Source organism: Streptococcus sanguinis (assembly GCF_019929145.1).
Lineage (GTDB): Bacteria > Bacillota > Bacilli > Lactobacillales > Streptococcaceae > Streptococcus > Streptococcus sanguinis_U.
In genome coordinates this window covers 1,136,964-1,151,746 of sequence record NZ_JAHZOW010000001.1, presented here as the reverse complement: position 1 = coordinate 1,151,746, position 14,783 = coordinate 1,136,964, and the positions used below count along the sequence as shown (strand labels likewise).

Sequence of the window (14,783 nt, the reverse complement as noted above, 5' to 3'; positions counted from 1 at the left end):
AAAATAGTCAAAGTTTTATAGTTTCATTATATCAGTATTCTCGAACTTTGCAAGAATTTACTACAAAATCCTCCCTTAGACCGAGCAGAATGAAAACAAATTCTTGAAAAATTACAAAAAATTGGCTTTTAGTGGTATTTCAGCAGCTATTTATGGTAAAATAAGAGGGAACTAAGTAAATAGGAGAAACAAAATGGAATCACATTTAGTTAGAATTATTAACCGCTTAGAAGCTATGGCTAAGGATGGCGGAAATTTAAAACGTAATTTTGAGCGTGAAGGAGTGGTTGTAGCAGAAGTAGCTTACAGTTACGACGAAGAAAACGGCTCTGTCTTCACCTTGCGTGATGTTGCTGCGCGTGAGACCTATACTTTCGACAGCATCGATTTGATTGCAATGGAAATTTATGAATTACTCTACTAAAAAGCACGTCGTTGCTTTTTATTTTTACCCTTTTTATCTTAATTTTGAAAAAGATTTAGTAGGTCTGAAAATTTTACAGCTAGCTGCCAATGAATCCTCGCCTTATAACCTTGTATAAGAAAAAGTTATAGGTTGGGCACAGATTTTTTTGGTATAATGAAAAAGATAATGAAAAAGAAATGAGAATGACATGGCCCAGATTATTGATGGTAGAGGTTTGGCAGAGAAGCTTCAGAAAAAATTAGCCGAAAAAACGGCTCGCCTCAAAGAAAAGACAGGTCAGGTACCGGGCTTGGTAGTGATTGTAGTGGGAAATAATCCAGCCAGTCAAATCTACGTACGTAATAAAGAGCGCTCAGCCTTGGCTGCTGGCTTTCGGAGTAAGGTAGAACGTCTGCCAGAAGAGACCAGCCAGGAAGAGCTCTTGAGCTTGATTGAAACTTATAATCAAAATCCTGACTGGCATGGCATTTTGGTCCAGCTGCCCTTGCCTGACCATATCGATGATGAAGCTGTGTTGTTGGCCATTGATCCAGACAAGGATGTTGATGGCTTTCATCCGCTTAATATGGGTAAGCTATGGAGCGGCCATCCGGTTATGATTCCAGCTACTCCTGCAGGAATTATGGCAATGTTCCATGAATATGGCGTTGAACTGGAAGGCAAGCGAGCGGTCGTCATCGGGCGGAGTAATATTGTTGGTAAGCCCATGGCTCAGCTGCTTTTGGCTAAGAATGCGACGGTTACTCTAACACATTCGCGGACCCACAATCTAGCCAAGACTGCTAAGCGGGCAGATATTTTGGTGGTCGCTATCGGACGTGGACATTTTGTGACCAAGGACTTTGTCAAGGAAGGAGCTGTTGTCATTGATGTCGGTATGAACCGAGATGAAAATGGCAAGCTGATTGGCGATGTTCAATTTGATGAAGTGTCTGAACTTGCCAGTCTGATTACCCCTGTACCTGGAGGTGTTGGGCCTATGACCATTACCATGCTGATGGAGCAGACTTACCAAGCCTTTAAACGGAGTCTTGAATCATGAAATTTGTTTTTGATTTGGATGGGACCTTGTCCTTTGATTATATGACGATTGATGAGGAGATTAAGCAGGTTCTGCTGACGGCTCCTCAGTTTGGGCATGAAGTTCTGTTTGCTTCGGCGCGCTCCTATCGAGATTGTCTGGGACTATTAGGTCCGGAATTGAGCCAGCAGATAGTGATTGGCCTGAACGGCGGAGTAGCTTATCAGAAGGGGCAGCTGATGTTTGAGCGCCAGCTGCATCAGTCGAGTTATCAAGCCATTCTAGATACTTGTTTGACCTATAATTTGCCTTTTTTAGTTGATAATACTTTTGACTACAGCGGCCAGATTTTAGAAAAAATCCCTTTTATTGCCAGTGTGGATCCTCTCAAGCGGGCAAGACGGCTGGAACTGACTGAACTCCAGCATCCTATTAAGGTCGTTATTTACATGGGGAATCATGAGCAACTCTTAGATGATGTACAGGCTCGTTTTGCAAGCTTGCCTAATCTAAGTCTAGACTATCATGAACATGAGAAATGTTTTTATATCAATCCGGCTGAAACCAATAAAGCTTCAACTGTAAAGGAACTCTGCGGTTCGGATTATGTGGCTTTTGGTAATGATCAAAATGATATCCAGTTCTTTAAGAATTCTCTCTACGCTGTGCAGGTTGGTGATTTCCCAGGCTTGAGCGATTATGCGGATGAGCAGGTCGCCTTTCAGGAAAATTTACCCAAGGCAGTCGCAGCAAGAATCTTACAAAAATTTGCAGATTTCCGAAGAAAATAACTTTCTTGCGATACGAGGCACCTCTTTAGGTGCCTTTTGGTGTATAATGAAGATAGGTTTGAAGTGCAGGATGAAGTTGGTCTAGGAGAATATCATGTCAAAAAATGCTGAAAATATTTTAAAAAGAGTCATTAGGGAACGCCCCTTGGATAGCCACAAGGGCGATTACGGCCGTCTCTTATTGATTGGGGGGACCTATCCTTATGGGGGCGCCATTATCATGGCAGCTTTGGCAGCAGTCAATAGCGGAGCCGGTCTGGTGACTGTTGCTACAGATAGAGACAATATCGCCCCTCTGCACAGTCATTTACCGGAGGCCATGGCCTTTGACCTAGAGGAGCAAGAACGATTGATAGAGCAACTGACCAAATCAGATCTAGTTTTGATTGGTCCAGGCCTAGCAGAGAATCAACTAGGTCTAGATATCCTACAAAAGGTAATCCAGACTGTGGCAGAACAGCAGATACTCATCATGGATGGCGGAGCCATTTCTCTCTTTAGCAAAGCAGCTTTGCCATTTCCAAAAGCTCAGACAGTTTTTACCCCTCACCAGAAGGAGTGGAAAGGTTTATCGGGTTTGAGCTTGTCAGATCAGACAGCGGCAGCCAATCAGGCGGCGGTCAATCAGCTACCTTTGGGCAGTATTGTCGTGCAGAAAAAGCATGGAACGACCGTCTATCAAAGCGGGCAAGAGCAGGTCTTTGAGCTGACAGTAGGCGGACCTTATCAGGCAACTGGCGGCATGGGGGATACGCTGGCTGGTATGATTGCTGCTTTTGCTGGACAGTTCAAGTCAAGCAGTCTCTTTGAGCGAGTGGCGGCTGCAACCCTTCTTCATTCCCTTATCGCAGATAAATTGGGTCAGGAAGCTTATGTCGTCCTACCAACGGCAATCAGCAGAGCTATTCCAAGGTGGATGAAGGAGATGAGTCAGTAGACTTTTTCTTAGGTTTTAAGTCAGCTGGGTTTCTTTTGTGGAAGCCCAGTTTTTTTCTAGCTTTTCAGGGGATTTTTAGACTTTGTAATCGGTTTTTTATGCAGTTTTTTGTTATAATAAAGGTTACGGAAAAACTAGAAAAGAAAGGAAAAGGACATGCCAGAGTATTTGTCGGTTTCGACCTTGACCAAGTATCTGAAGATGAAGTTTGAGCGGGATCCTTATTTAGAGCGGGTCTATCTGACTGGCCAGGTGTCCAATTTCCGCCGACGTCCCAATCACCAGTATTTTTCATTGAAGGATGAGAAGGCCGTTATTCAGGTTACGATTTGGTCTGGTGTCTACCAGAAGTTGGGCTTTGATCTGGAAGAAGGCATGAAAATCAATGTCATTGGCCGGGTACAGCTCTATGAGCCGAGTGGTTCCTATTCTATCATCATTGAAAAGGCAGAGCCGGATGGTATCGGAGCTTTGGCTATCCAGTTTGAACAGCTCAAGAAAAAACTGGGAGAAGAAGGGCTTTTTCAAGATAAATTCAAGCAAGCCTTGCCCCAATTTCCTAAGAAAATCGGTGTTGTAACCAGTCCCAGCGGAGCGGTCATTCGGGATATTATCACGACGGTCAGCCGTCGCTTTCCGGGAGTGGAGATTGTCCTTTATCCGACAAAAGTGCAGGGAGTTGGGGCTGCAGCTCAGGTTGCTGACCACATTAGACTGGCCAATGAGCGGTCCGATTTGGATGTGCTGATTATTGGTCGAGGCGGCGGTTCTATCGAAGATCTCTGGGCTTTCAACGAAGAGGAAACGGTTCGGGCTATTTTTGAGTCTCGGATTCCTGTTATTTCTAGTGTCGGCCATGAGACAGATACGACTTTGGCGGACTTTGTAGCAGATCGCAGGGCTGCGACTCCGACGGCTGCGGCTGAACTAGCCACACCAGTCACCAAGCTAGACCTGCTGGGACATTTGCAGCAGCAGGAAAACCGCATGTCTCGAGCGATTTCCAATCGCCTGAGCTATTATCGAGAGCGATTGAATAAGCTGACCCAGTCTGTTATCTTCCGACAGCCAGAGCGGCTTTACGATGGCCATCTGCAGAAGTTAGATCAGCTTAACCTGCGACTGAAGCAAAAAATTCGCGAATATTATAGTGAAGAGCAACAGCGGGTCAAAATCTTGCAGCATCGTTTGGAAGCATTGAATCCTCTCAGTCGCGTTCAGCGTTTTCAGGAGCAGACTGCCCAGTTGGAGCGTTTGCTGCGCAGCAACATGGCGGTCATTTATGATAACAAGGTGGCTCAAGTCAGGAGATTGTCTGAGGCCTTGCTTATGCTGGATACCAGTCGAATCGTGGCGCGTGGCTATGCTATTGTCCAAAAGAATCAAAAGGTTGTCGAGTCAAGTGCAGGCATTGAAGAAAAAGATGAGCTGACCCTGCTTATGCGGGATGGGCAGCTGGAAGTAGAGGTAAAACATGTCCAAAGAAAAGAAATTTGAAGAAAATTTAGCAGACTTGGAAGTCATTGTTCAAAAGCTGGAAAATGGTGACGTAGCGCTGGAAGAGGCGATTGCGGAATTTCAAAAGGGAATGAAGCTTTCAAAAGAACTTCAGGCTAGTCTGGACAAGGCTGAAAAGACCTTGGTTAAGGTCATGCAGGCAGACGGCACAGAAACGGAAATGGAATGACAAGAAACGAGAAACTGGAAAAAATTGGTCTGACGATTGAAGATTTTTATAGGTCTCAGCAAGTGTCGTCGGATTTATCAGAAGTTATTTTGTACTCGGTGCAGGCTGGCGGCAAGCGGATTCGTCCTCTATTGCTATTGGAGTTGATTCAAGCCTTTGGCCTAGAACTAGCTGAGGCTCACTATCAGGTTGCCTCTGCTCTTGAGATGATTCACACTGGCAGCCTTATCCATGATGATTTGCCGGCTATGGATGATGACGACTATCGTCGCGGCCGCCTGACTAGCCATAAGAAGTTTGGAGAGGATATGGCTATTTTGGCGGGTGATTCTCTCTTTTTGGACCCCTATGGACTATTGGCAAGGGCCGAGCTGCCCAGTCAGGTCAAGGTGGACTTGATTTCTGAATTGTCTCTGGCAGCAGGGAGCTTTGGTATGGTCGCAGGACAAGTTCTGGACATGCAAGGTGAAGGCCAAGCAATTAGTTTAGAAGATTTAAAAAACATCCATGCCAATAAGACTGGTAAGCTACTGACCTATCCTTTTGTCGCAGCTGGTTTGATTGTTCAGGCTCAGCAGTCTGTTCAAGACAAGCTTCGTAGGATTGGAGAACTCTTGGGCTTGGCCTTTCAAGTGCGGGATGATATTTTGGATGTGACGGCCAGCTTTGAAGAGCTGGGTAAAACCCCGCAGAAAGATTTAGCTGCGGCCAAGTCGACTTATCCAGCCTTTCTGGGACTGGATGGAGCTAAAAACTTTTTCAATCAGACCCTTGATGAAGCTGTAGACATTCTGAAAGACTTGGAAGAGAAGACAGAGTTTTCAGGCGAAGAAATTCAAAAGATAATAGAAAGTTTGAGATTGAATGGCTAAGGAAAGAGTAGATGTGCTGGCCTACAGGCAAGGGCTCTTTGAGACCAGAGAGCAGGCTAGGCGCGGCGTAATGGCTGGACTGGTTATCGCTGCGGCCAATGGCCAGCGCTTTGACAAGCCTGGTGAAAAGATTGACGCAGCCACAGAGCTGCGCCTAAAAGGTGAGAAACTCAGATATGTCAGCCGAGGCGGCCTCAAGCTAGAAAAGGCTTTGCAAGTGTTTGATATTTCGGTAGCGGACCGAGTGACCTTGGATATCGGAGCTTCAACCGGCGGTTTTACAGATGTCATGCTGCAGCACGGAGCTAAGCTGGTCTATGCAGTAGATGTCGGTACTAATCAGCTGGCTTGGAAGCTCAGACAGGATGAGCGGGTTGTCAGCATGGAGCAGTTCAATTTTCGCTATGCCCAAAGGACTGACTTTGAGCAGGAGCCGAGCTTTGCTAGTATTGATGTTAGCTTTATATCGCTGAGCTTGATTTTGCCAGCTCTGCATGAGATTTTGGCTCGGGATGGCCAAGTGGTCGCCTTAATCAAGCCTCAGTTTGAAGCAGGCCGCGAGCAGATTGGTAAAAAAGGGATTGTCAAGGATAAAAAGGTCCATCTGGCAGTTCTGGAAAAGGTCACAGCATTTATGATGGAAGCTGGATTTTCTGTTAGGGGACTGGATTTTTCGCCTATTCAGGGCGGTCAGGGCAATGTAGAATTTCTGGCTTATTTAGAAAAGAGTACAGAGCCGCAGTCTCTTGATTCAGCTATGATGACAGCTGTCGTAGAGGCAGCACACAAGGAATTTAAGGATGAATAAGAAGGATAGATTAGAAAAGATTAGACGCTTTGTCAGTGACTATGACATTGGCACTCAGGAGGAAATCGTAGAACATCTCAGGGAGTCTGGGATTACAGCGACCCAGGCCACGGTCTCTAGGGATATCAAAGAGCTGGGCATTGTCAAGATACCGCTCAAGGACAACACTTATATCTACGAGCTGCCTAAGACCATGACTAGCAGTCTGGGCTTGGCTGAAAATAACATCCTGTCCTGTCATGTTTTGGGAAATATGATCAATCTCAGTCTGGTACCGGGGAGCACAGCACTGGTCAAGCGCCATCTTAGGAATGAATTTGCTGAAGATATTTTCAGTATCTTGGCAGACAACGACAGTATTTTGATGGTTATGATGACAGAGGAAGCGGCCGCAAGGATTGCAACCATCATTCACCATTGGTAGGAAAGCCTATGTTATTAGAAATTTCGATTAAAAATTTTGCCATTATTGAGGAGATTTCCCTTAATTTTGAGCAAGGTATGACGGTTTTGACCGGAGAAACCGGAGCCGGTAAGTCTATTATTATTGATGCGATGAACATGATGCTGGGCAGCCGTGCTACGACGGATGTTATTCGTCATGGGGCACCCAAGGCTGAGATAGAGGGACTTTTTTCGCTGGAAAATAGCAGAGCTTTGCAAGAGATTTTTGAGGAGCAGGGCTGGGAGCTGACCGATGAGCTGATTATCCGTCGGGAAATTCTGCAAAACGGCCGCAGTGTTAGCCGTATCAATGGTCAGCTGGTTAATTTGTCTGTTCTAAAGGCTGTCGGCCAGCATTTGGTGGATATCCATGGCCAGCATGATCAGGAAGAGCTGATGAGATCTCAGCTTCATATTGCCATGCTAGATGAGTTTGGCTCAGCAGACTTTTTGCATCTCAAAGGCCGCTATCAGGAGACCTTTGACCGCTATCGAAGCCTGCGCAAGCAAGTCCTGACTTTGCAGAAAAATCAGCAGGAGCATAAGGCCAGGATTGAGATGCTGGAGTTTCAGATGGCGGAGATTGAGAGCGCAGCCCTCAAAAGCGGTGAAGATACTGCCCTGCATCAGGAGCGAGATCGTTTGCTCAATCACAAGCTCATTGCCGATACGCTGACGAACGCCTATACCATGCTGGATAATGAAGAGTTTTCCAGTCTGGCCAATGTCCGCTCAGCTATGAATGACCTTGATTCTATCGAGGATTACGATCCAGCCTACAAGGAGCTTTCCGGCAGCTTGTCAGAGACTTATTATGTTTTGGAAGATGTCAGTAAGCGCCTAGAGGAGATTTTAGATGGACTGGATTTTGACGGAGATAGGCTGCTGCAGGTCGAGAGTCGTCTGGATTTGATTAACAGCATCACGCGTAAATACGGCGGCCAAGTAGATGATGTGCTGGATTACTTTGCTCAGATTTCCAAAGAATACAGCCTTTTAACTGGAAGTAACTTGTCCTCAGAGGATATGGACAGAGAGCTGAAATCCTTGGAGAGAGAGTTGGTAGAGCTGGCCCAGGAGCTGAGTCAGGCTCGTCATAGCCTAGCAGCCCAGCTGGAAGCGGAAATCAAGCAGGAGCTGCAGGACCTCTACATGGAAAAGGCGCGCTTTAAAGTGCAGTTCAGTAAGGGCAAGTTCAACCGTGAAGGCAATGAACAAGTAGAGTTCTACATCTCAGCCAATCCGGGCGAGGATTTCAAACCTCTGGTGAAGGTTGCGTCTGGTGGCGAGCTCTCCCGTCTCATGTTGGCTATCAAGTCGGCCTTTTCTCGTAAGGAAGGCAAGACCAGCATTGTCTTTGACGAAGTGGATACGGGCGTTTCTGGCCGAGTGGCCCAAGCTATTGCTCAGAAGATTCACAAGATTGGCTCCAACGGGCAAGTCTTGGCAATTTCCCATCTGCCGCAGGTCATTGCGATTGCCGATTATCAGTTCTTTATTGAGAAGATTTCGGATGAGAATTCGACCGTCTCAACGGTTCGCCTACTGACGGCTGACGAGCGTGTTCAGGAAGTCGCTAAGATGCTGGCTGGCGAAGATGTGACGGAGGCTGCTTTGACTCAGGCCAAAGAATTATTGAAAAAATAAACAAGCGAGACTGAGACACTAGTGTTTCAGTCTCCTTTAGGAGGTGGCGACTATGACAGAATATTTTGCAATCGGTGATGTCCATGGCAAGGCAGGCATGCTTGATGAATTGCTCCAGCACTGGGATGGTCGCAGCCAACTAGTCTTTCTAGGCGACTTGATAGATCGTGGCGAGGACAGCCGAGCAGTTTTGGAGCAGGTCAAGGATCTAGTGGACCAAGAAGGAGCTGTTTGTCTGTCAGGCAATCATGAGTATATGTTTCTGACCTGGCTGGACAATCCTGAAAAGTCTTATGACCACTACCGACATAATGGCGGAGATACGACGATTAATTTGCTTTTAGGCCGGTCTCTCAATGCTCCGGTAGATGGAGTAGCGGACGCGGAACGTGTCAAGACGGAGGCGGCAGATTTAGTAGATTTTATTCGTCAGATGCCTTTCCTATTGGAGACAGGACAGTACATTTTTGTCCATGCTGGCCTAGATTTGGAGTTGAAAGACTGGCGAGAGACCAGTGATTATCAAAAAGTTTGGATTCGCGCGCCTTTTCACGAAGGCAGCAATCAGACTGGCAAAAGGATTGTCTTTGGCCATACACCGACATTTTATCTCTTGCATGAGGTGCCGGGAACTGATCAGCTATGGATAACTGAGGATGGTAAGATTGGCATGGATGGCGGAGCTGTTTATGGTGGAGTCCTTCATGGAGTTCTCTTTGGCCATAATGGCATCATAGAGCAGTACGCCATCAAAAATGATGGTTTGATAGCTGAAGACTGAAAAAAGAGGCTGGGACAAAAGTCCTAGCCTCTCAATTGTCTTTGGATTGTCGAGCAAGACGCAGTGGTTGAGTGGGCTCTACTACGCTGATTTCATCAGCTTTTACAGCCCTACTCAACTGTGCGGAGGTGGGACGACGAAATCGAATTCTAACGAATTACCGATTTCTGTCTCACTCTCTTTTTTGCTGCGATTCTCTTTGAAAACCAGCTTTTTCCTAAAATTTTCCCCCAATAAAGCTAAAAAAGCTGCATGTAAACACTTTTTCATCTAATTTTAAAGAAGCGCAAAAAGATTAAAAAACTAAAACAAGCAGATTAAATTTAGGAAACGCTTGGTCTGAGCTGTGATTTTAGCGAATATTCCCCCACAAAACCATAAAAATTTGGTATAATGTAGTGTAATAACAAGTTAAAATTTAGATACAGAGTAGGAAATCTATGACAAAAATAAAAATCGTAACAGACTCATCTGTAACCATTGAACCAGAGGTTGCTAAGGAATTAGACATTACAATTGTGCCTCTCTCTGTTATGGTGGACGGGGTGGTCTATTCGGATGCAGACTTAGAGGAAGGTGAGTTTCTTCGTCTCATGCAGTCTAGTCGCAATCTGCCTAAAACCAGCCAGCCGCCTGTTGGAGTTTTTGCTGATGTTTTTGAGCGCTTGGCAGAGGATGGAGCACAGATTATCTCCATTCACATGTCTCACGCCTTATCAGGAACTGTCGAAGCAGCCCGTCAGGGAGCGACTTTGGCTAATGCTGATGTGACGGTTGTTGACAGCTCTTTTACTGATCAGGCTATGAAGTTCCAGGTCACTGAAGCAGCTAAACTGGCCAAAGAAGGAGCTAGCCTAGAGGAGATTCTGACTAGAATTGAGGAAGTGAAAGAAAAGACAGAACTCTACATCGGTCTTTCTACCTTAGAAAATCTGGTTAAAGGAGGCCGCATAGGTCGAGTTTCCGGTCTGATTAGCTCCTTGCTTAATATCCGGGTTATCATGCAAATGAAGGACCATCAGCTAGAGCCCATTGTCAAGGGGAGGGGTGCTAAGACCTTTAAGAAATGGCTGGATGATTTGACAGCAAGTCTGCAAATTAAGCAAGTGGCTGAAATTGGAATTTCCTATGCTGGCGGTTCAGAATTGGCCCAGGAAATGAAGGAAAGTTTACAGCCATATGTCAAGAAACCTATTTCAGTGCTGGAAACAGGGTCCATTATTCAGACACATACAGGGGAAAATGCTTGGGCTGTGCTGATTCGTTACGAATAAAACCATAATAATTTAGAAAATAGCGGCTTAGTACTTGACCTGAAAGCTATTTTTAGATATGATAATATTTGTTAGGGTTATCAACCCAGAAAAAATTTGGAGGATTTGTTAAATGGCTAACAAACAAGATTTGATCGCAAAAGTAGCAGAAGCTACAGAATTGACTAAAAAAGATTCAGCAGCAGCAGTTGACGCTGTATTCGCAGCTGTAACTGAGTACCTTTCAAAAGGTGAAAAAGTTCAACTTATCGGTTTTGGTAACTTTGAAGTTCGTGAGCGTGCAGCACGTAAAGGTCGCAACCCACAAACTGGTAAAGAAATCAAAATCGCAGCTTCTAAAGTACCAGCTTTCAAAGCAGGTAAAGCTCTTAAAGACGCTGTAAAATAATTTTGGTTAATAAAGCCTGATACACTTGCCTCTGGCGAGTATGTCAGGTTTTTCTTTTTGCTCTCAGTTCTTGAACTTAATAAAAGATTTAGTGGCTTCAAGAAAGTTGCTTGATGAACTTTCTTGGAGTTTTTATTTTGCAAAAAAGTAAAGGAAATTGTCTCTAATCAAAAGAGAATGATAAAGGGCAAACATTTTCAAAGACATAAAATAAAAAGTTGAAAATTTTAGCAAAAGTGCTTTTAAATCATAGGTGTTTATGATAAAATGAAGGGAGCATTTCTTTTTGTGTAATGATTGCGAGATCATTGAAAAAGTTTAGGAGGTAAGAAATGAAATGGAAACCACTTCAGGGCTCACTGCGCCCTGTTAATCCTTATGGCAGCAAATTTCGCCTGCTGATGGGATTGTTTGTCGTGCTTTTTTCAATCTTTCTGCTCCCCATGCAGACATTGTCTGCCTTGGAGGAGCTGAAGGATGGAACGGATTTGTCCAAGTTGAATATTCATAAGTTTGACTTGAATGTTAACAATGTCAGTGTTCTTTCTAAGTCAGAGGCGATTGAACAAGTTCATTTGACTAATCCAAATTATGAGTATCTGGGAGCAGTTTATCCTGGAGAAATGGAAAATTTCACCATCAAAGTAGACAAGTCTCAAAAAGCAGATCAGGTCTTTAATAAGCCGCTTTCTCTTAAGTTCTCTAATGTTGGAACGGCTTATGGAAAACAAGTAGATGCCTATCTGACTTTTAATAAGGTAACACTCCACTATCTGAACTCATCTACAGCAGAAGCTCAGATGAATGATGCTCAAAAAAATGCAGTTGAATTTTTCTCTATCTCAGAGTTGTGGGAAAGAAGCGCTTTTGAGATTGGGAATATCCCATATGTGGATGCTGCCCATAATAACATTATGAACAAGGCTTTCTGGGTGGAGGCTGATGTTACAGCAGAGCTACGTTATGCGGATGGTTCGGATACAGATTTAAAGTTGGTTATGAAACCGACTGACATTGATGTAGTTGACGGGTTTGGTCTAAAAGAGTCTTTCTATATTAATGATTATAAAAATGCTGTTGATAAGCGCTTGATGAACAATGCCAATGCTTTGAATCAAACAGATCAGAGCGGTCGGACAATTTGGGAAGCAACGACTTCAACTAGCGGTGCTGCTAATGAAAACAACATCTCTGGTTTGGCCGTTCGTTCTTCAGATAACACGTTGAATTTCGGTTATTTATCAACAGAAGCTTGCTCGGCAGTCTTTGGTCTTTATATTGAAAAAGTTGATCCCAAGCCAGTCTTAGAAGTGGATCCAGTTAAGATTCCAGCTAAGGAAGGTCAAGAGGTGACTTATAAGGGAACCTTCAAGATTCCAGTTCCTGGTAAGGATATTTTGGCTACCCCGACTACTATTGAGATGACTGAAACCTTTGACGAGCGTCTGGATTACAAGGAGCTCAAGGTTGAGGCTGGCGGTAATGCCTTGCAGGAAGGTCGTGATTACACGATTGAAAAGAAAGGTCAGACCGTTATGGTCAAGATGACACCGGAGTATGTTAAAGCAAATTCTTCTCAGGATATTGTCATTACCTACAAGACTGCAACCAATCAAAAGGTAGCAGAAAAGGGTGCTGCAACGATTGCAAATACCGTGACTTTAAAAGTAGATAATCTTTCAGCACCATCTAATCAAGTTACTACTGACTTGCTCTATGAAAAGAAACATGAATTTGTCAGTGGCACTGCTGGTAAGGAACTCCCGCAGGAAATCAAAGACCTAACACCAGAAACAGAAAAGAATCTGGAGAATGGCACTAAGGCCACGCCGACACAGCCGGCTAAAACAGAAGTGCAGACTGCCGATGGCACTTGGACTTTCAAGTCTTACGACAAGGCTGAAGAGACGATTAACGGTGCAGATGCTCACTTTGTTGGTACCTGGGACTTCACTCCAGCGCCAACTTATAAGGCAACTCACGAGTTCGTCAGTGGTACAGCAGGTAAAGAACTGCCACAAGCAGTGAAAGATTTGCTTCCAGCCGACAAGCCTGATTTGGCAGATGGCACGAAAGCCGCTCCGACACAGCCAACAAAGACGGAAGTGCAGACCGCCGACGGTACTTGGACCTTCAAGTCATACGATAAGAACGAAGAGACCATCAATGGAGCAGATGTGAAGTTCGTCGGTACTTGGGACTATACACCAGCGCCAACTTATAAGGCGACCCATGAGTTTATCAGTGGAACAGCAGGTAAAGAACTGCCACAAGAAGTGAAAGCCTTGCTTCCAGCCGACAAGCCTGATTTGGCCGACGACAGCAAGATCACTCCAACGCAACCAGTGAAGACAGAAGTGAAAACCGCCGACGGCACATGGGCCTTTAAGTCTTACGACAAGGCTGAAGAGACTATCAACGGAGCGGACGCTCACTTTGTCGGCACATGGGAATTCACAGCAACTCCATCATCAACTTATAAAGCAGTGCATGAGTTCGTTAGCGGTACAGCAGGTAAGGAGCTTCCACAAGAAGTGAAAGCTTTGCTTCCAACTGATAAATCTGATTTGGCCGATGGCACTAAGACCACTCCAACGCAACCAGTCAAGACAGAAGTTGAAACATCTGATGGTAGCTGGAGCTTCCAGTCATATGACAAGAACGAAGCGACCATTAATGGTGCAGACGCTAAATTTGTTGGAACTTGGACGTTTGTGGCGAAGCCTAGTTCAGCACCAACCTACAAGTCTACACATGAATTTGTCAGCGGTACAGCAGGTAAAGAATTGCCACAAGAAGTGAAAGCTTTGCTTCCAAGCGATAAATCTGATTTAGCCGACGGTACTAAAGCTACTCCAACGCAGCCAGTGAAGACAGAAGTGAAGACTGCTGATGGCAGCTGGAGCTTCCAGTTATATGACAAGAACGAAGCAACTATTAATGGTGCAGACGCTAAATTTGTTGGCACTTGGACGTTTGTGGCAAAACCTAGTCCAGCACCAACTTACAAGTCTACACATGAATTTGTCAGTGGCACAACAGGTAAGGAATTGCCTCAGGAAGTTAAATCCTTGCTTCCAGCCGACAAGCCTGATTTGGCAGATGGCACTAAGGCCATTCCAACACAGCCAGTCAAGACGGAAGTGAAGACATCTGATGGCACCTGGACCTTCAAGTCATACGATAAGAACGAAGAGACCATCAATGGAGCGGATGCGCACTTTGTCGGAACTTGGACTTTCGCAGCTGACTCAACTACGCTTACTGGCAGTGTGATCTGGATTGACAATGATAACGGTGCAGGTCGCCGACCACAGAGTGTCCTTGTTCACTTGCTTGCAGATGGACAGGATACAGGCATCAGCATAACTGTTGATGAGGCGATGGGCTGGAAATACAGCTTTGAAAACTTGCCACGCTTCGAGGATGGGAAAGAAATCATCTATAGCGTCCGCGAGGACGAAGTGGATGGCTACAGCAATCAAGCTGAAGGTATGAATGTAACTAATCGTTTGCTTGTAGATGCTCAAGTTAAAGAGATTGGCAAGAAACGAATTCTGCCTAAGACCGGCCAAGATACATCTATCTGGATGCTGATTCTTGGATTCTTGACTCTTGGAGGAGCAGTTGGCTTGACCAAACGTCAGCGTGACTAAGAGTAAGCTTCAGTAAAATACCTTGAAAATATAGAATATATGAAAAGTCT

15 protein-coding genes are annotated in these 14,783 nt (G+C 45.0%); all 15 read left to right on the top strand.

Going from position 1 to position 14,783, the window contains the following annotated elements; all coding sequences use genetic code 11:
- The first annotated feature begins 193 nt into the window (after positions 1 to 193).
- On the top strand, positions 194 to 424 hold the full coding sequence (locus tag K1I94_RS05445) for a DUF1797 family protein (protein ID WP_002896146.1): 231 nt from the start codon (positions 194 to 196) through the stop codon (positions 422 to 424).
- A gap of 190 nt (positions 425 to 614) precedes the next feature.
- A complete protein-coding gene (locus K1I94_RS05440) occupies positions 615 to 1,469 on the top strand; it encodes a bifunctional methylenetetrahydrofolate dehydrogenase/methenyltetrahydrofolate cyclohydrolase (protein WP_223314663.1) in 855 nt (284 codons plus the stop codon).
- A complete protein-coding gene (locus K1I94_RS05435) occupies positions 1,466 to 2,239 on the top strand; it encodes an HAD hydrolase family protein (protein WP_223314662.1) in 774 nt (257 codons plus the stop codon). Before K1I94_RS05440 ends, K1I94_RS05435 begins: the two co-directional genes overlap by 4 nt.
- Before the next feature lie 94 nt (positions 2,240 to 2,333).
- Entirely contained in the window at positions 2,334 to 3,176 is an 843-nt protein-coding gene (locus K1I94_RS05430) for an NAD(P)H-hydrate dehydratase (RefSeq protein WP_223314661.1), read from the top strand.
- Positions 3,152 to 3,388 (top strand): hypothetical protein, encoded by a 237-nt coding sequence (locus tag K1I94_RS11375; protein ID WP_002919435.1) that lies wholly within the window; start codon positions 3,152 to 3,154, stop codon positions 3,386 to 3,388. Before K1I94_RS05430 ends, K1I94_RS11375 begins: the two co-directional genes overlap by 25 nt.
- A complete protein-coding gene (gene xseA / locus K1I94_RS05425) occupies positions 3,333 to 4,673 on the top strand; it encodes an exodeoxyribonuclease VII large subunit (protein ID WP_223314660.1) in 1,341 nt (446 codons plus the stop codon). The genes K1I94_RS11375 and xseA overlap by 56 nt, the downstream gene beginning before the upstream one ends.
- Complete coding sequence (locus K1I94_RS05420; protein ID WP_002896137.1) at positions 4,651 to 4,863, top strand: exodeoxyribonuclease VII small subunit; 213 nt, start codon at positions 4,651 to 4,653, stop codon at positions 4,861 to 4,863. The genes xseA and K1I94_RS05420 overlap by 23 nt, the downstream gene beginning before the upstream one ends.
- On the top strand, positions 4,860 to 5,735 hold the full coding sequence (locus tag K1I94_RS05415) for a polyprenyl synthetase family protein (protein ID WP_223314659.1): 876 nt from the start codon (positions 4,860 to 4,862) through the stop codon (positions 5,733 to 5,735). Before K1I94_RS05420 ends, K1I94_RS05415 begins: the two co-directional genes overlap by 4 nt.
- Complete coding sequence (locus K1I94_RS05410; protein ID WP_223314658.1) at positions 5,728 to 6,543, top strand: TlyA family RNA methyltransferase; 816 nt, start codon at positions 5,728 to 5,730, stop codon at positions 6,541 to 6,543. Before K1I94_RS05415 ends, K1I94_RS05410 begins: the two co-directional genes overlap by 8 nt.
- The gene (locus tag K1I94_RS05405) at positions 6,536 to 6,967 is read left to right on the top strand and encodes an arginine repressor (RefSeq protein WP_223314657.1); all 432 of its coding nucleotides are present in this window, start codon (positions 6,536 to 6,538) and stop codon (positions 6,965 to 6,967) included. Before K1I94_RS05410 ends, K1I94_RS05405 begins: the two co-directional genes overlap by 8 nt.
- Positions 6,968 to 6,975: 8 nt before the next feature.
- Positions 6,976 to 8,634 carry a DNA repair protein RecN gene (recN, locus tag K1I94_RS05400; RefSeq protein WP_223314656.1) on the top strand — a complete coding sequence of 553 codons (1,659 nt, stop codon included), beginning with the start codon at positions 6,976 to 6,978 and terminating at the stop codon, positions 8,632 to 8,634.
- 52 nt (positions 8,635 to 8,686) lie between these two features.
- Positions 8,687 to 9,415, top strand: a complete 729-nt coding sequence (locus K1I94_RS05395) for a metallophosphoesterase (protein ID WP_223314655.1) — start codon at positions 8,687 to 8,689, stop codon at positions 9,413 to 9,415.
- 440 nt (positions 9,416 to 9,855) lie between these two features.
- Entirely contained in the window at positions 9,856 to 10,689 is an 834-nt protein-coding gene (locus K1I94_RS05390) for a DegV family protein (protein WP_223314654.1), read from the top strand.
- Between the two features lie 112 nt (positions 10,690 to 10,801).
- Positions 10,802 to 11,077: an HU family DNA-binding protein gene (locus tag K1I94_RS05385; RefSeq protein WP_002896125.1), complete on the top strand. Its 276-nt coding sequence runs from the start codon at positions 10,802 to 10,804 to the stop codon at positions 11,075 to 11,077.
- Positions 11,078 to 11,409: 332 nt separating this feature from the next.
- Positions 11,410 to 14,733: an LPXTG-anchored SHIRT domain periscope protein gene (locus K1I94_RS05380; RefSeq protein WP_223314653.1), complete on the top strand. Its 3,324-nt coding sequence runs from the start codon at positions 11,410 to 11,412 to the stop codon at positions 14,731 to 14,733.
- The last annotated feature ends 50 nt before the right edge of the window (positions 14,734 to 14,783 follow it).

What these genes read in the sequence shown, in the direction of transcription:
- K1I94_RS05440 (WP_223314663.1), top strand. Translation starts at nt 615, where the DNA reads ATGGCCCAGATTATTGATGGTAGAGGTTTGGCAGAGAAGCTTCAGAAA.
- K1I94_RS05410 (WP_223314658.1), top strand. Translation starts at nt 5,728, where the DNA reads ATGGCTAAGGAAAGAGTAGATGTGCTGGCCTACAGGCAAGGGCTCTTT.
- K1I94_RS05435 (WP_223314662.1), top strand. Translation starts at nt 1,466, where the DNA reads ATGAAATTTGTTTTTGATTTGGATGGGACCTTGTCCTTTGATTATATG.
- xseA (WP_223314660.1), top strand. Translation starts at nt 3,333, where the DNA reads ATGCCAGAGTATTTGTCGGTTTCGACCTTGACCAAGTATCTGAAGATG.
- K1I94_RS05380 (WP_223314653.1), top strand. Translation starts at nt 11,410, where the DNA reads ATGAAATGGAAACCACTTCAGGGCTCACTGCGCCCTGTTAATCCTTAT.
- K1I94_RS05405 (WP_223314657.1), top strand. Translation starts at nt 6,536, where the DNA reads ATGAATAAGAAGGATAGATTAGAAAAGATTAGACGCTTTGTCAGTGAC.
- K1I94_RS05390 (WP_223314654.1), top strand. Translation starts at nt 9,856, where the DNA reads ATGACAAAAATAAAAATCGTAACAGACTCATCTGTAACCATTGAACCA.
- recN (WP_223314656.1), top strand. Translation starts at nt 6,976, where the DNA reads ATGTTATTAGAAATTTCGATTAAAAATTTTGCCATTATTGAGGAGATT.
- K1I94_RS05395 (WP_223314655.1), top strand. Translation starts at nt 8,687, where the DNA reads ATGACAGAATATTTTGCAATCGGTGATGTCCATGGCAAGGCAGGCATG.
- K1I94_RS05420 (WP_002896137.1), top strand. Translation starts at nt 4,651, where the DNA reads ATGTCCAAAGAAAAGAAATTTGAAGAAAATTTAGCAGACTTGGAAGTC.
- K1I94_RS05445 (WP_002896146.1), top strand. Translation starts at nt 194, where the DNA reads ATGGAATCACATTTAGTTAGAATTATTAACCGCTTAGAAGCTATGGCT.
- K1I94_RS05430 (WP_223314661.1), top strand. Translation starts at nt 2,334, where the DNA reads ATGTCAAAAAATGCTGAAAATATTTTAAAAAGAGTCATTAGGGAACGC.
- K1I94_RS05385 (WP_002896125.1), top strand. Translation starts at nt 10,802, where the DNA reads ATGGCTAACAAACAAGATTTGATCGCAAAAGTAGCAGAAGCTACAGAA.
- K1I94_RS05415 (WP_223314659.1), top strand. Translation starts at nt 4,860, where the DNA reads ATGACAAGAAACGAGAAACTGGAAAAAATTGGTCTGACGATTGAAGAT.